Source organism: Amycolatopsis sp. NPDC021455 (assembly GCF_040640995.1).
Taxonomy (GTDB): Bacteria; Actinomycetota; Actinomycetes; order Mycobacteriales; family Pseudonocardiaceae; genus Amycolatopsis.
Window position 1 is genome coordinate 1 of the sequence record NZ_JBFACT010000017.1, and the last position, 13,822, is coordinate 13,822.

Annotated in this window: 12 protein-coding genes and 1 riboswitch; of the genes, 4 read left to right on the plus strand and 8 right to left on the minus strand. The window is 71.2% G+C overall.

The window, feature by feature from the left end; translation table 11 throughout:
- Window positions 1-357 precede the first annotated feature (357 nt).
- Window positions 358-1,134, minus strand: a complete 777-nt coding sequence (locus tag AB0G28_RS21070; RefSeq protein WP_361091175.1) for an aldo/keto reductase — start codon at window positions 1,132-1,134, stop codon at window positions 358-360.
- Window positions 1,135-1,174: 40 nt separating this feature from the next.
- Window positions 1,175-1,984 carry a helix-turn-helix transcriptional regulator gene (locus tag AB0G28_RS21075; RefSeq protein WP_361091178.1) on the minus strand — a complete coding sequence of 270 codons (810 nt, stop codon included), beginning with the start codon at window positions 1,982-1,984 and terminating at the stop codon, window positions 1,175-1,177.
- Between the two features lie 158 nt (window positions 1,985-2,142).
- Here AB0G28_RS21075 and AB0G28_RS21080 point away from each other — a divergent pair, with 158 nt between their 5' ends.
- A complete protein-coding gene (locus AB0G28_RS21080) occupies window positions 2,143-2,502 on the plus strand; it encodes a nuclear transport factor 2 family protein (protein ID WP_361091181.1) in 360 nt (119 codons plus the stop codon).
- 51 nt (window positions 2,503-2,553) lie between these two features.
- On the opposite strand, the gene AB0G28_RS21085 is transcribed toward AB0G28_RS21080, so the two are convergent.
- Window positions 2,554-3,708, minus strand: coding sequence for an NAD-dependent epimerase/dehydratase family protein (locus AB0G28_RS21085; protein ID WP_361091184.1), 1,155 nt, complete (start codon window positions 3,706-3,708; stop codon window positions 2,554-2,556).
- A gap of 140 nt (window positions 3,709-3,848) precedes the next feature.
- Between AB0G28_RS21085 and AB0G28_RS21090 the strand changes: the two genes are divergently transcribed.
- A complete protein-coding gene (locus AB0G28_RS21090) occupies window positions 3,849-4,346 on the plus strand; it encodes a GtrA family protein (RefSeq protein ID WP_361091187.1) in 498 nt (165 codons plus the stop codon).
- On the opposite strand, the gene AB0G28_RS21095 is transcribed toward AB0G28_RS21090, so the two are convergent.
- Window positions 4,276-6,450: a glycosyltransferase family 2 protein gene (locus AB0G28_RS21095; protein ID WP_361091498.1), complete on the minus strand. Its 2,175-nt coding sequence runs from the start codon at window positions 6,448-6,450 to the stop codon at window positions 4,276-4,278. The two genes, AB0G28_RS21090 and AB0G28_RS21095, sit on opposite strands and share 71 nt — an antisense overlap.
- Window positions 6,447-7,382 (minus strand): NAD-dependent epimerase/dehydratase family protein, encoded by a 936-nt coding sequence (locus AB0G28_RS21100; protein WP_361091190.1) that lies wholly within the window; start codon window positions 7,380-7,382, stop codon window positions 6,447-6,449. Before AB0G28_RS21100 ends, AB0G28_RS21095 begins: the two co-directional genes overlap by 4 nt.
- 123 nt (window positions 7,383-7,505) lie before the next feature.
- Here AB0G28_RS21100 and AB0G28_RS21105 point away from each other — a divergent pair, with 123 nt between their 5' ends.
- Together AB0G28_RS21105 and AB0G28_RS21110 are read left to right on the plus strand one after the other, a co-directional pair.
- Window positions 7,506-8,171 carry a hypothetical protein gene (locus AB0G28_RS21105; protein ID WP_361091193.1) on the plus strand — a complete coding sequence of 222 codons (666 nt, stop codon included), beginning with the start codon at window positions 7,506-7,508 and terminating at the stop codon, window positions 8,169-8,171.
- Between the two features lie 67 nt (window positions 8,172-8,238).
- Complete coding sequence (locus tag AB0G28_RS21110; protein ID WP_361091196.1) at window positions 8,239-8,970, plus strand: helix-turn-helix transcriptional regulator; 732 nt, start codon at window positions 8,239-8,241, stop codon at window positions 8,968-8,970.
- On the opposite strand, the gene gcvP is transcribed toward AB0G28_RS21110, so the two are convergent.
- The 3 genes from gcvP to AB0G28_RS21125 form a co-directional block, all read right to left on the minus strand.
- Window positions 8,959-11,844, minus strand: a complete 2,886-nt coding sequence (gene gcvP / locus AB0G28_RS21115) for an aminomethyl-transferring glycine dehydrogenase (protein WP_361091199.1) — start codon at window positions 11,842-11,844, stop codon at window positions 8,959-8,961. The genes AB0G28_RS21110 and gcvP overlap by 12 nt on opposite strands.
- 54 nt (window positions 11,845-11,898) lie before the next feature.
- Window positions 11,899-12,297, minus strand: a complete 399-nt coding sequence (locus AB0G28_RS21120; RefSeq protein WP_361091501.1) for a VOC family protein — start codon at window positions 12,295-12,297, stop codon at window positions 11,899-11,901.
- A 648-nt stretch (window positions 12,298-12,945) separates the two neighbouring features.
- Window positions 12,946-13,044: riboswitch (glycine riboswitch) on the minus strand.
- A gap of 42 nt (window positions 13,045-13,086) precedes the next feature.
- A complete protein-coding gene (locus tag AB0G28_RS21125; RefSeq protein ID WP_361091202.1) occupies window positions 13,087-13,665 on the minus strand; it encodes a MerR family transcriptional regulator in 579 nt (192 codons plus the stop codon).
- Window positions 13,666-13,822: the final 157 nt, after the last annotated feature.

Genomic DNA, 13,822 nt, shown 5'->3' on the forward strand with positions numbered 1-13,822 from the left:
TTCTTTTCACACCCTGCGTGTGTGTTGTGGGGGCCCCCCCCCCCCCCCAACGCCACATTGGGGTTTTCTCACTGGCGGGCTGCGGGGGTCCGGCGTGGCAGGCCACTGGGCGGCTGCGGCCCCTCATGTCTTGAACGAGTCGTTCAGGACCTGGGGTGTCTCGAACGACTCGTTCAAGACACCCCAGCCCCGCAGCCCCGCGGGATTCACGGCTACCGCCGGGCGCAGGAGTTCGCCGGGCGCAGGTAGCCGCGCGGGGCAACCCGCCTCACCACACCAGACATCGACGCTACTGAGAAACCCTCATTGGGGCGCATGAGAGCCGGGCCACTGCGGACGAGCCGCGGACGCGCGACACTAGACGCGGGTGCCGTTGTCGAGTTCCGCGACCACCGCGAGGTCGTCGTCGGCCAGTTCGAAGTCGAAGATCCCGAAGTGCTCGCGGGTCCGGGTCGTGGTCGCCGAGGCCGCCACCGCGACCGTGCCCGTCTGCAGGTGCCATCGGAGCATGATCTGGGACGGCGTCTTGCCGTACTTCGCCGCGAGCGCGGTGACCGTCTCGTCGGCCAGCAGCGCCGAGTTCGCGGCCGGGCTCGACGCGACCGTCAGGATGCCGCGCCCGTCGTGGAACTCCCGCAGCGGGAGCTGCTGCAGCCACGGGTGCAGCTCGACCTGGTTGACCACGGGCACCGAGCCGGTCGCGTCGATCAGCCGCCGCAGCTCGGCGACGCCGAACCCGGCCACGCCGACCGCGCGGACGCGGCCGTCGGCCCGCAGGCGGCCCAGGACGCGCCAGGTGTCGGTGAACGCGCCTTTCGTGCCCTCCAGCAGGCACAGGTCGGCCCGCTCGAGCCCCAGCGCGGCCAGCGCCTGGTCGGCCGCGCGGCGGGCCGTGTCGTAGCCCTGCGCCGGCACGTGCACGGTGACGAACAGTTCTTCGCGCGGTATTTCGGCCGCGGCGAGCACCGCGCCCACCGCCGCCTCGGTTCCCGGCGTGGTGTCGATGCCGCGGTAGCCGGTGTCGAGGGCGATGCGGACGGCGCGGCCGGTTTCGGCCGCGGACAGGCCCGCGACGCCGAACAGCAGCTGGGGGATGCGGACTCCGTCGGACAGGGCGAGCGAAGGGACGGCCATCAACCGGTGATCCTCACTTCGGATGCTGCGCGGACCCCCATCATCCCACCCGGGCGGCCCGCTCGCGCAGATACGCCGCCGTCGCCGGGTCGGCCGGGAAGAAGGACTCGATCATCAGCTCGGCCACGGTGACGTCCAGCGGGGTGCCGAACGTGGCGACCGTGCTGAAGAACGTCAGGTCGGTGCCTTCGTGGCGGAACCGCAGGGGCACGAAGATGTCACCCGGTCCGGGGACCTCCACTTCGGGCACGGGCTGGTCGCACGGGTAGCCGCGCAGCTCGTCGAGGAGGTCGGCGAGACCGGCGTCCGCGGTCTGGCTCACCTGGCGCCGCAGCCGGCCCAGCAGGTGCGCGCGCCACTCCCCGAGGTTCCGGATGTGCGGAGCCATGCCGTCGGGGTGCAGGGTCGCGCGCAGCACGTTGGTGGTCAGCTCCGGCGGGATCCCGGCGACGAACAGCCCGGTGCCGGCGTTGGCGTCGACGAGGTCCCAGTTCCGGTCGACGACGGCCGCCGGGTACGGCTCGTGGCCGGCGAGCAGCTGCCGGACGGCCGCGCGGACGGCGGACATCTCGGGGTCCGGCAAGGCGTTCTCCGGGTAGGCGGGCGCGTAGCCGGCGGCCAGCAGCAGCCGGTTGCGTTCCCGCAGCGGCACGTCGAGGTGCTCGCCGAGCCGCAGGACCATGTCCCGGCTCGGCTGGGACCGGCCGGTCTCCACGAAGCTCAGGTGGCGGGTCGAGATGTCCGCCGAGATCGCCAGGTCGAGCTGGCTGATCCGGCGCCGGTCGCGCCATTCCCGCAGCAGCTGCCCGACCGGCCGCTGCCGCGCGGCCGCCTGCACCGTAGTCGTCACGCGAGCGACGCTACGACGATCATCGGACCGCTGCCATTACTTCGGGGGTAATGCCTTCGCATTACCTCTCGCGTAATCGACGCGCCGCCGCTCGCCCGCCAGAGTCGGTCCCAGCGCAGGACAGCGGAACCCGTTGTCCCCCAAGGAAAGGAACCACCATGACCGACGTCCGTGGCCTCGTCGAGCAGTACATCGCCGTCTGGAACGAGACCGACGCCGACAAGCGGCGCGCCCTCGTCGCCGACGTCTTCACCGAGGAGGCCGGCTTCACCGACCCGATCGGCGCCGTCACCGGGCACGACGGGATCGACCAGTTCGTGGCCGGGGCCCAGCAGCAGTTCGGCGGGCTCACCTTCAGCCTGCCGGCGGAGCCGGACGCCCACCACCACCTCGCGCGGTTCCAGTGGTACCTCGGCATGCCCGGGGCCGAGCCGGTCGCGATCGGGTTCGACGTCATCGAGATCGAGAACGGCCGGATCGCCAAGGTGCACGGCTTCCTCGACAAGATCCCGGCATGAGCCGGTGCGTGCGGGCTCCCGGACGGGGAGCCCGCACGCGACCCCGCACCGCTAGCCCTTCAGCGCGCCCCGCCAGCGCACGGTCGGGCGCAGCTTCTCCGGGTTCACCCGGTGCTTGTTGGCGCCGACGATGTCGAACATCGACTCGATCAGGGTGTCGGACAGCAGGTGCGGCTCCAGGCCCAGCCCGACCAGCCCGGTGTGCTTGACGTTGTAGTAGTGCTCCGGCGCCTCGGTGCGCGGGTTCTCCAAGTGCTCGATCTGCACCGGGCCGGGGAACCGGTCGGCGACGAGGTCGGCGATGCCGGCCACCGACAGGCTCTCGGTCATCTGGTTGAAGACGCGGAACTCCCCCGGCCCGGCGGGGTGTTCGACGGCCAGGCGGATGCACTCCACGGTGTCGCGGATGTCGATGAGGCCGCGGGTCTGCGCGCCCTTGCCGTACACGGTCAGCGGCTGGCCCAGCACCGCCTGGATGACGAACCGGTTCAGCACCGTGCCGAACACCGCGTCGTAGTCGAACCGGGTCGCGAGCCGCGGGTCCCGCGCCGTCTGCGGTGTCTGCTGGCCGTATACCACGCCCTGGTTGAGGTCGGTGGCCCGCAGGCCCCACGCGCGGCAGGTGAATTCGATGTTGTGCGAATCGTGGACCTTCGTCAGGTGGTAGAAGGAACCCGGCCGTTTCGGGAACAGCACCCGGTCCGTGCGCCCGTTGTGCTCGAGATCGAGCCAGCCTTCTTCGATGTCGACGTTCGGCGTGCCGTATTCACCCATCGTGCCCAGTTTGACCAGGTGGATCGCCGGATCGATCTCGGCGATCGCGTAGAGCAGGTTCAGCGTGCCGATCACATTGTTGTGCTGCGTGTACACCGCGTGTTCGCGGTCGATCATGGAATACGGCGCCGATCGTTGCTCGGCGTAGTGGACCACGGCGTCCGGCGCGAAGTCGCGCACCGCCTCGAACAGGAACTCCGCGTCGAGCAGATCACCTTCGTAGCTGGTGATCGTCCGGCCGGAGACCTCCTTCCAGGCGGTGATGCGGCCGGCGAGGGATTCGATCGGGACCAGGCTTTCGACGCCGAGCTCCGCGTCGTACCCACGCCGCGCGAAATTGTCGAGAACGGCCACCTCGTGACCTTTGTCCGATAGGTGCAACGCGGTCGGCCAGCCCAGATATCCGTCACCGCCGAGAACCAGCACACGCATTGTGCCGCCTTTCCTGCTCGTTTAACGCCACACGAACGCTATAGATCACGTGCTGATGAAGACCTGGCAATGACCTGTGAATCTCCTATGCGTGAGGGGGCCGGACGGCGGCGCGGCCGGCCCGCGGGGAGGATGGGGGCATGACGACCGTAACCAACGGCGTGCGGCCCCGCACGGCGGAGAAGACCCGCCGCCGCGGCTGGGCCCGGCTGGCGCGCGCCGCGGCGACGTCCGTCGCGGCCACGGTCCTCAGCCAGGTCGTGCTGCTGGCCGTCCTCGCCGCCGGCGGAGTCCCGGCGCTGGCGAGCACCCTCGCGTGGGCGGCCGGGGCGGTGCTGAACTTCCTGGTCACGCGACGCTGGGTGTGGGGCCGCACCGGGCGCCCGCGCGTCCGGCGCGAACTGCTCCCCTACCTCGCGGTGATCGGGCTCGGCGGGCTGGCGTCGATCGGCCTGACGACCCTCGCGGGCTCGCTGCTCGACCCGCTGGACCTGCCGCACTTCTGGTGGGTCGTGCTCGTCGACGGCGCGTACGTCGCCAGCTACGCGCTGGTCTTCGCCGTCAAGTTCACCCTGCTCGACCGGGTCGTGTTCGGCCGCGGCGCAGCACGTATCCCCGCCACCACGTCCCGGTCATGACGCGGGCGTAGTTGGCGCCGTAGACGAGGCTGCCGCCCTTCTTGCTCTTTCCCGCCTTGCGCAGCCGCATGCTCATCGGCAGCTCGGTGACCCGGGCGCCCCACGCGGTCACGCCGAGCAGCAGCTCCGACGACTGGTACTGCGGCTCGTGGAGCGGCACCGAGCACGCCAGCTCCGCCCGCATCGCGCGGAAGCCGAACGACGTGTCGGTGATCCGCCGCGCGGTCAGCACCGACGCGAGCACCGCGAACACCCGGACGCCGAGCCACCGCACGCGGCTGTCGGCCTCCTCGTGCCCGAGCCGCCGGGACCCGGTGACGAAGTCGGCGGTGCCGTCGACGACCGGGCGGACGAGCGCCTCCAGCTCGCTGTTGTCGTACTGGCCGTCGGCGTCGGTCGTGACGACGTACTCGGCGCCGGCCTCGGCCGCGAGGTGGTACCCCAGCCGCAGCGCGGCACCCTGGCCGCGGTTGCGCGGGGCGACGCAGACGTACGCGCCGTGGTCTTCGGCGATCGCGGCCGTGTCGTCGGTGCCGCCGTCGACGACGACGAGCACGTCGACCGGCATGCCGAGGCACTGGTCGGGCATCTTTTCCAGGACCTCGCCGATGCCGCCGGCCTCGTTGTAGGCGGCGATGACGACCGTCAGCGGAGCCAGCTCAAGGTCGGGGTGACGGCCGCGGAAGTCGTCGAGCGCGCCGGAGTCGACGTCGTCGGGGAAGGCGGCGAGGCGTTTCCGGCCGGCCGAGGTCAGCGTCGTGAAGCCGAGCGCACCGGCGACCGGCAGCAGCACGAGCGCCGGGAGCTGGTAGCGCCAGGAGAACTGGAACACCGCCGAGGCGAACAGCAGCAGGAGCCCGCTGGACGCCGCCAGCAGTGCTCCCGCCTGCGCACGGTCCAGGGGCTTCTTGCGCCGGAACACCGTGAGCAGGCCCAGCAGGGCACCGATGCCGAGCACGCCGCCCGAGACGTACCCGCCGCCGAGCTGGTAGTCGCGGAGGATCTTCGCCAGTGGCTGGTCGACGCTCGCGACGATGCCGTCGTTCTGCAGCGTGACCAGGTCGATCAGGGACTGGTCGGCCCACTGCGGGTAGGTGAGCTGGAACTGCCAGCGATCGAGCGGGACGTCGGTCGGGTCCTGCTCGCGCGTCCAGGCGAAGCTCTTGGCGAAGTCGTTCAGGATCGCTTCCGCGACGTCGCCGGGCTGTGCCTTCAGGACGCCGATCGCGAACTCGTGCGCCAGCGCCGCCTTGTCCGCGCCCGGGGGCAGCGGGCCCGGCCAGTTCGGGTCGAGGTCGGCGTGCGTGTAGTTGTCCACCAGCCGCGTCTCGCGCGGTTCGGCCGGGCAGAACACCATCAGCGTCGGGTCGAAGTGAAGGTTCGCGCAGTCGGCGACGGCGGCGGTCCGGCCGTAGAGCATGTTCCCGGACGGCCCGGACAGTCCCCACTTGCCGGTCTCCGAGTGCAGTCGCGCCGAGTACGGCACGAGCACGGCGAGCAGGCCCAGCAGGCCGATCCCGGCGCGGCGCCAGCCCGCCCACCGCCGCCACGCTCCCCCGGCGGTGACCAGGAAGACCAGCAGCGGCAGGGCCAGCGAGATCCCGATCAGCCGCGTGAGCACGCCGAAGCCGAGCAGCAACCCTGCTGCCCCGGCCCGCTTCCAGCCCGGCGTGCCCCAGCCGAGCAGCAGCCAGAGGAGCCCGAGCAGCACCGCCTCGAAGGTCACCTCCGACATGATGTTCTGCTCGATCTGCAGCTGGTACGCGTCGAGCAGCACCGGCGCGGCGGCGAGCGCGCCGGCCCACGGACGGCCGCCGAGGCGCAGGACCAGCCCGTAGACGCCGATCGCGATGAGCACACCACCGACGTGCTGGACGGCCGCGACCCAGGCGAGCCCGCCGACGGCCAGCAGCGGCCGCAGCACCAGGTCGTAGCCGATCGGGTCGAGCTGGTCGGCGCGCAGTGCGTGCAGGTTGTCGATGTACCGGAACGAATCGATGAACAGCAGCGCCGGGCGGTACGCCAGCCAGGTCAGCACCCGGAGGACGATCGCCGGGACGAGGAGCAGGAGAAGCAGCCAGTGGCGGCGCAGGAACCCGGTCACGGTGTCGCGAGGCCGGAGAAGTACTTCCATGCCGTGGCCAGGCCGTCGGTCAGCGAGACCTCCGGCCGGTAGCCGATGGTCTCCGCGCTCGCCGAGATGTCGACGACGACCGCGGGCATCTCGCCGGCCGGGGCCTCGACGTGTTCCACCGGCAGCTCCACGCCGGTCACCTCGCGCACGGCCTCGATCATCTCCAGCACCGACACCGAGCGCCCGGCGCCGACGATCGCGCGGCCGGAGTAGCCGCTGTCGAGGGTCAGCAGGACGGCGCGGACGACGTCGTCGACGTGCACGAGGTCGCGGCGCTGGCGGCCGTCGCCGTAGACCTTGACCCCGGTGCCGGTCAGCGCGGCGCGCATCATCCGCGGCACGAAACTGTCCTTGTGGGACATTCCCGGACCGTAGACGTTGGTGAACCGCAACGCACACGTCGTCATGCCGTACGCGCCCGCGTAGCCCGCCAGCAGCATTTCGCACGCCGCTTTCGTGGCGCCGTACGGCGTCAGCGGGCGCAGCGGCAGGTCCGGGGTGATGGTCGCGGTGCCGACGTTGCCGATCACCGCGTTGGTCGAGGCGAACAGGAACTTCGGCACCTCGTGCCGGCGGGCGAGTTCGAGCAGTTCCTGGGTGACGAGGACGTTGTCGGCGAAGGTGTCTTCGGGCAGCTCGACCGACTTGAGCACCGACGTCAGCGCGGCGAGGTGCACGATGCCCGCGGTCTCGCGGGTCACGGCCTGCTCGCGGACGGCCGCCTCGCGCAGGTCGCCGACGACCACGCGCACTCCGTCGAGGTCTTCGGGGAACGCGACCCGGTCCACGACGGTGACCGGGACGCCCCGGTCGCGGAGGGCGCGCACGACGGCCCGGCCGATGAAGCCGCTGCCGCCGGTCACGACCACGGACGTCCGAACGGGACCGTGCGCACTCGCCATGGGCGTCAACCTACCTGCCGTTCCTGTGCGGCCGCAGTGCGCGTACGCAAAAGTGCGTATGGCCGCTCTCCCCGCCCGGTTGGTGTCCTTGACCGGTCACAGCAATGGGGAGGAAGGCACACCATGAAACGACTCTTCACCGTTCCGGCACTGCTGCTCGCGTCGCTCGCGGGAGTGCTCACGGTACCGGCCGCGGCCCAGGCGGCCACGACCGACGTCGGGGTCATCCCGGCGAGCCGGTCGTGCCCGGTCGGCACCGAAGCCATCGTGATCCGGATGGACGACGAGGACACGAACAACAAGAACGCCCGCGGCGGGTTCATCGGCGCGGTCGACAGCACGAACAACACCGAGTTCTTCTTCTGCCGGGTGAACGGGACCGCGTTCCGCGGGGTCGTGCAGTCCGGCTCGTTCCGGCCGTACGCGGTGCTGAAGCTCGGCGCGAACTGCCCGAACGGCTCCCAGGAGTTCTCGCGGCGCTTCGACAACGAGGACAAGAACAACCGCAACTCGTTCAGCGGCAACATCTTCCCGAACTCCAGCGACAGCAACACGCTGCTGCGGTTCTGCCTCTTCGCGCCCGGAGTGGCCACGACGACGGCGTTCCCGAACGTCGGCTTCGGTTACCTCGTGTTCTCCGGGGTGGACTCGTCGGGCTTCTTCCGCAGCGACGACGAGGACAAGAACAACAAGAACGAGTACAACGCCCCGGCCGGGATCAGCGCCATCGCCCAGTCGATGGTGAGCGCCGGGCCGAACACGACGATGAACGTCCGTATCGCCCAGTAATGCCCGGTTGGTATCTCCCTCGGTTCGCCCGGGTCTTTCCGACCGGGAGAACCGAGGGGGATCGGCAGTGACCAGTGAACTCACGGCGCGGTGCCTGCACCGCGCCCTCGAAGTCGTGCGCGAGCTGAAGGACTCCGGACCCGGCCCCGGCCTGGCCGGGCTGGGGCGGCTCGTCGGCTGCGACGTCATCTCGTGCACCGCCACCGAGCACACGACCCGGCGGTTGACCGGCACGGTGACCGACCGTCCGGAGCAGAACCTGATGCGCCACCCGGAGTTCCGCGCGCAGGCCCACCAGCACCCGGGCTTCGCCGCCTACCGCTCGGGCGCGCTGCGGCTGGGCACGTCGGCGGCGCTGAGCGACCTGGCCGACCTCCGCACGTTGCGCGGATTGCCGATCTACACCGACTTCTACCGCCCGCGCGGGACGGTCGACCAGCTGCTGTGCGTGGTCCAGGTCGACCACCGGCACGGGCGCGTCCTCACGCTCAGCCGGTCCCGGCCGGGGTTCGCCCCGCGCGACCACGCGCTGGTGGACCTGCTCGCGCCACACCTCGCCCAGGCCTTCGCCCACGAGGACCGGCCGCCGGTCCGGACGGCCACCGGAATGCCGCTCGAGGTCCTGACCGCGCGGGAACGCGAGGTGGCGACCGCCGTCGCCCGCGCGGCGACCGACCAGCAGGTCGCCCGGCTCCTGGGCATCAGCCCGCGGACCGTGCAGAAGCACCTCCAGCAGATCTACCGCAAGCTGGGCCTGACCAGCCGGGCCGAGCTGCTGGTCCGCTTCTCAGGGGCTTGAGGCGACCGCCTCCGGCGGCGGGCAGGAGCAGACGAGGTTGCGGTCGCCCGCCGCGCCGTCGATGCGGCGGACCGGCGGCCAGATCTTCGGTGCGGCCGTCCCCGCGGGGAACACCGCGGTCTCGCGGCCGTACGGCCGGTCCCACTCGCCCGCGACGCACCGGGCGGTGTGCGGTGCCTGCCGCAGCGGCGACTCTTCGAGCGGCCACTCCCCCGCCGCGACGCGGTCGATTTCACCGCGGATCGCGATCATCGCCGCGCAGAAGCGGTCGAGCTCGGCGAGGTCTTCGCTCTCCGTCGGCTCCACCATCAGCGTGCCCGCGACGGGGAAGGACATCGTGGGCGCGTGCAGCCCGTAGTCCGCCAGCCGTTTGGCGACGTCGTCGACCGTGACGCCGGTGGCCCTCGTCAGCGGCCGCAGGTCGAGGACGCACTCGTGCGCCACCAGGCCTTCCCGGCCGGTGTACAGCACCGGAAAGTGGCCGGCGAGGCGGCGGGCCACGTAGTTCGCGTTCGCCACCGCGACGAGCGTCGCCCGGCGGAGGCCCTCGGCGCCCATCATCCGGACGTAGGCCCAGGAGATCGGCAGGATCGACGCGCTCCCCCACGGCGCCGCGCTGACCGGGCCCACGCCGCCGGCCGGGCCGGCGGCCGGCTGCAGCGGGTGGTTCGGCAGGAACGGCGCCAGGTGCGCGCGGACCCCGATCGGGCCGACGCCGGGCCCACCGCCCCCGTGCGGGATGCAGAACGTCTTGTGCAGGTTGAGGTGCGAGACGTCGGCGCCGAACCGGCCGTACTGGGCGACGCCGATCAGCGCGTTCAGGTTGGCGCCGTCGACGTACACCTGCCCGCCCGCGTCGTGCACCGCCGCGCACACCTCGCCGACGGTGTCTTCGTAGACCCCGTGCGTCGACGGGTACGTGAGCATGATCGCGGCGAGGTCGGCCCGGTGCTCGTCCACTGTGGACCGCAAGTGGACGAGGTCGATGTCGCCCCGGTCGTCGCACCGGACGACGACCACGCGCATGCCCGCCATCACCGCGCTGGCCGCGTTCGTGCCGTGCGCGCTGGCCGGGATCAGGCAGACGTCGCGCGCGTGCTCGCCCCGGGAGCGGTGGTAGGCGCGGATGGCGAGCAGGCCGGCGAACTCGCCCTGGCTGCCGGCGTTGGGCTGCAGGGAAACCGCGTCGTAGCCGGTGATCCGCGCGAGCCAGGCACTCAGGTCGGCGGCGACCGTCAGGAGCCCGGCGGCGTCTTCGGCCGGGGCGAACGGGTGCAGCCCGGCGAACTCCGGCCAGGTGACCGGCTCCATTTCGGCGGTGGCGTTGAGTTTCATGGTGCACGAGCCGAGCGGGATCATGCTGCGGTCGAGTGCGACGTCCTTTTCGGCCAGCCGGCGCAGGTACCGCAGCATGGCGGTTTCGGAGCGGTGCGCGTGGAACACCGGGTGCGTGAGGTACTCGCTCGTCCGCCGCAGCGGGGCCGGGAGCGCGTCGGCGGTGTCCGCGTCGAGTCCGTCCACATCGGACACCGAGACGCCGAACGCCTTCCACACGCAGGAAAGCCGTTCGCGGGTGGTCGTCTCGTCGCAGGCGATGCCGACGTGGTCGGCGTCGATCCGGCGGAGCGAGACGCCGAGGTCGCGGGCCGCCGCGACGACGGCGTCCGCGCGGCCGGGCACCGCCGCGGCGACGGTGTCGAAGAACTCGCCGTGCACGACGTCGACCCCGCCCTCGGCGAGGCCGGCGGCCAGCACGGTGGCCATCCGGTGGGCCCGCAGCGCGATCGAACGGAGGCCGTCGGGTCCGTGGTACACGGCGTACATCGACGCCATCACGGCCAGGAGGACCTGCGCGGTGCAGATGTTCGACGTCGCCTTCTCGCGGCGGATGTGCTGTTCGCGAGTCTGTAGGGCGAGCCGGTAGGCGGGCGTGCCGTCGGCGTCCTTCGAGACGCCGACCAGCCGGCCGGGCAGCTGCCGTTCGAGTCCCTTCCGCACGGCGAGGTACGCGGCGTGCGGGCCGCCGAAGCCGAGCGGGACGCCGAACCGCTGCGTCGATCCGACGGCGACGTCGGCACCGAGCTCGCCGGGTGGGCGCAGCAGGGTCAGGGCGAGGGGGTCGGCGGCGACGATCACCGCCGCGCCGTGCTTCTTGGCCTCGCCGATGGTGAGGTCGAGCTCCCGCACGGCACCGGACGCGCCCGGGTAGGACAGGAGCACGCCGAAGAAGTCGCCGCCGAGCCCGAGCCCGGTCAAGCCTTGGGAGAGGTCCTCGACGACGAGTTCGATGTCCAGGGGCTCGGCCCGGGTCCGGAGCACGGCGAGGGTCTGCGGCAGGGTGTCCTCGTCGACGACGAACCGGTGCGATTTCGCTCGCCCGGCCCGCCGCACCAGCGTCATGGCCTCGGCGGCCGCGGTGGCCTCGTCGAGCAGGGAGGCGTTGGCGACCGGCAGCGCGGTGAGGTCGGCGACCATGGTCTGGAAGTTGAGCAGCGCTTCGAGCCGCCCTTGGGAGATCTCGGGCTGGTAGGGCGTGTAGGCGGTGTACCAGGCGGGGTTTTCGAGGACGTTCCGCCGGATCACGGGCGGGGTGACGGTGTCGTGGTACCCGAGCCCGATCATCGACGCGGTCAGCCGGTTGCGCGAGGCAAGCTCGCGAAGTTCGGCGAGTGCCTGGGCTTCGGAGGCGGGCGGCGGCAGTTCGAGCGGCGCGGCGGACTCCCGCAGCGCCCCCGGGACGGCGCGCTCGGCGAGTTCGTCGAGGGAGGCGACGCCGATGACGTCGAGGATGTGCCGCAGGTCGTCGGGACCGGGCCCGATGTGCCGGTCGGCGAAGGGAATGCCCTGTTCCAGCGAGGCGAGCGTAGGTTCCACGATGGCCTCCCGACCGTGCTGCGTACCAACCGACCACGGCGGGGTCATGCCCGCTCAGACGTCGGCTTCGATGGCGAAGGTGTTGCCGTCGGGGTCCTGAAACCAGGCGATACGCCCCCCGCCGGCCCGGGCAGTGATCCCTTTCGCGTCGTGTTCGAACTGGTCGTAGCGGGTGAACTCGACGCCGGTCGAGGTGAGTTCGTCGACGATTTCGTCGAGGTCGTCGACGTACCAGGTCGCCAGTGTGGCCGCGCTCTTCCCGGCGGTGACGGACTGGTACACGTTCAGGGCGGGTCCACCACCGGACCCGTAGGTCCGACTGCCGTCGGCGACGTGGGCACTGGGGCCGGACTGCAGTGCCCGCAGGCCAAGCTTGCCTTCGTAGAACGCGACGGCCCGGCCGATGTCGGACACGGCGATCGAAGCTCTGACTTGGTGCGCACTCAGGGGCATGAACCACCCTATCGCCCCCGCGACCGACACGAACGAACTAGCGAACGGCGACCACGGCGGGGTTCCGGCAAGTGGTGTCGTCGCAGGCAGCGCCACAAAGGCTGGAACGCCTGCCGATCACGCTCGACGCGCAGCGCGCTTGGGCTGCGCCAAGTCGCCTTGGTCAGCGTTCCGTGGCCCACCACCCCGAAGCCCGATTGTGACTACGGCCGGCAGCACCGCGTCAAGGCGGGAAAGCGTGCCTTGACCCGGCACTACCGTCCGTGTTCTGGCTTCGTATCGGGGCGGCGGGGGAGGTCTGGGTGGGTGTGCCAGTCATGCCTCAGCGTTGCCGTTCACGGCGGGGAAGGCGACCACAGCGGGGTCCGGGGGCGAAGCCCCTGGGAGGGGGTCCGGGGGCGAAGCCCCTGGGAGGGGGTCCGGGGGCGAAGCCCGCCGGGCGGGGTGTGGGGGTTGCACCCCCACAAGACACTCCGGAGGGGTCAGGGCGAGCGCTTCCGCGAGCACACTCCACCCAACCCCGTAGGTCGACCTCCCCACTCTGTCCTGCCCGAGGGCGCCTGAGAGTTTCGCCCGCAGGTTGAGCCGGGCTTGCACCGTCGGCGGGGCCATCAGGTGGTGTCCTGACGACCCGCTTTCCAGAGGCGTCTCGTCCGCGCGGTCCAGGGTGCCTGAGAGGTTCCGGGGAGGACTTGCTCCTTCGGCGCCGAGCTCAATATGAGGCTCGGTCTCTCCCGCGCGGTTTCGTCGACCGCATGGAAAATCCTACCCCGTGCGCCGGGGTGGTGATCAACCGGTCTTGCGGGCGTTGCGGCGCTGGGTGAGTTCGTCCGGTTCGTGGGCCTCGATGATGCCGCCGTCGGCGCGTTCAGCCGGGAACTCGTGGATGGTTCCGCTGATCTCCTGCATCGCTCCGCTGACCGCGATGCCGAAGACGCCCTGGCCGCCTTGGAGCAGGTCGACGATCTCCTCCGGGGAGGTGCATTCGTAGACCGTGGTGCCGTCGGAGAAGAGCGTCACGCGGGCGAGGTCGCGGACGCCGCGGACGCGCAGGTGGTCGACGGCGACCCGGATGTTCTGGAGGGAGACCCCGGTGTCGAGCAGCCGCTTGACCACCTTGAGCACCAGGATGTCCTTGAACGAGTACAGCCGCTGCGAGCCGGAGCCGTGCGCGGTGCGGATGCTGGGGGCGACCAGCTTCGTCCGCGCCCAGTAGTCGAGCTGGCGGTAGGTGATCCCGGCGATCTGGCACGCGGCCGGGCCGCGGTAGCCCACCAGCTCGTCGGGCAGCGAGTTGTCGGGGAACAGTTCTCCCTGCTCACCAGTCGCGACCTCGACAGGCTGCTTCTCGGAACCAGCCTCGACCACGCAAGCCTCCCCTCGCCCGACCTGGCGGCCGGCGAATGACAGCCGGACGGTCCCAGGAGCGGGACCCGCCGGAGATCAATCACCACGGTCCGGCCCCAGACCGTGAATCACACCGTGGCGATTTACCTTCTTCGACGGTAAGCGCCCGGACAGTGCC

Coding starts and splice junctions, on each gene's coding strand:
- AB0G28_RS21105 (WP_361091193.1), top strand. CDS start 7,506: ATGAAACGACTCTTCACCGTTCCGGCACTGCTGCTCGCGTCGCTCGCG.
- AB0G28_RS21070 (WP_361091175.1), bottom strand. CDS start 1,134: ATGGCCGTCCCTTCGCTCGCCCTGTCCGACGGAGTCCGCATCCCCCAG.
- AB0G28_RS21120 (WP_361091501.1), bottom strand. CDS start 12,297: ATGCCCCTGAGTGCGCACCAAGTCAGAGCTTCGATCGCCGTGTCCGAC.
- AB0G28_RS21100 (WP_361091190.1), bottom strand. CDS start 7,382: ATGGCGAGTGCGCACGGTCCCGTTCGGACGTCCGTGGTCGTGACCGGC.
- AB0G28_RS21085 (WP_361091184.1), bottom strand. CDS start 3,708: ATGCGTGTGCTGGTTCTCGGCGGTGACGGATATCTGGGCTGGCCGACC.
- AB0G28_RS21090 (WP_361091187.1), top strand. CDS start 3,849: ATGACGACCGTAACCAACGGCGTGCGGCCCCGCACGGCGGAGAAGACC.
- AB0G28_RS21080 (WP_361091181.1), top strand. CDS start 2,143: ATGACCGACGTCCGTGGCCTCGTCGAGCAGTACATCGCCGTCTGGAAC.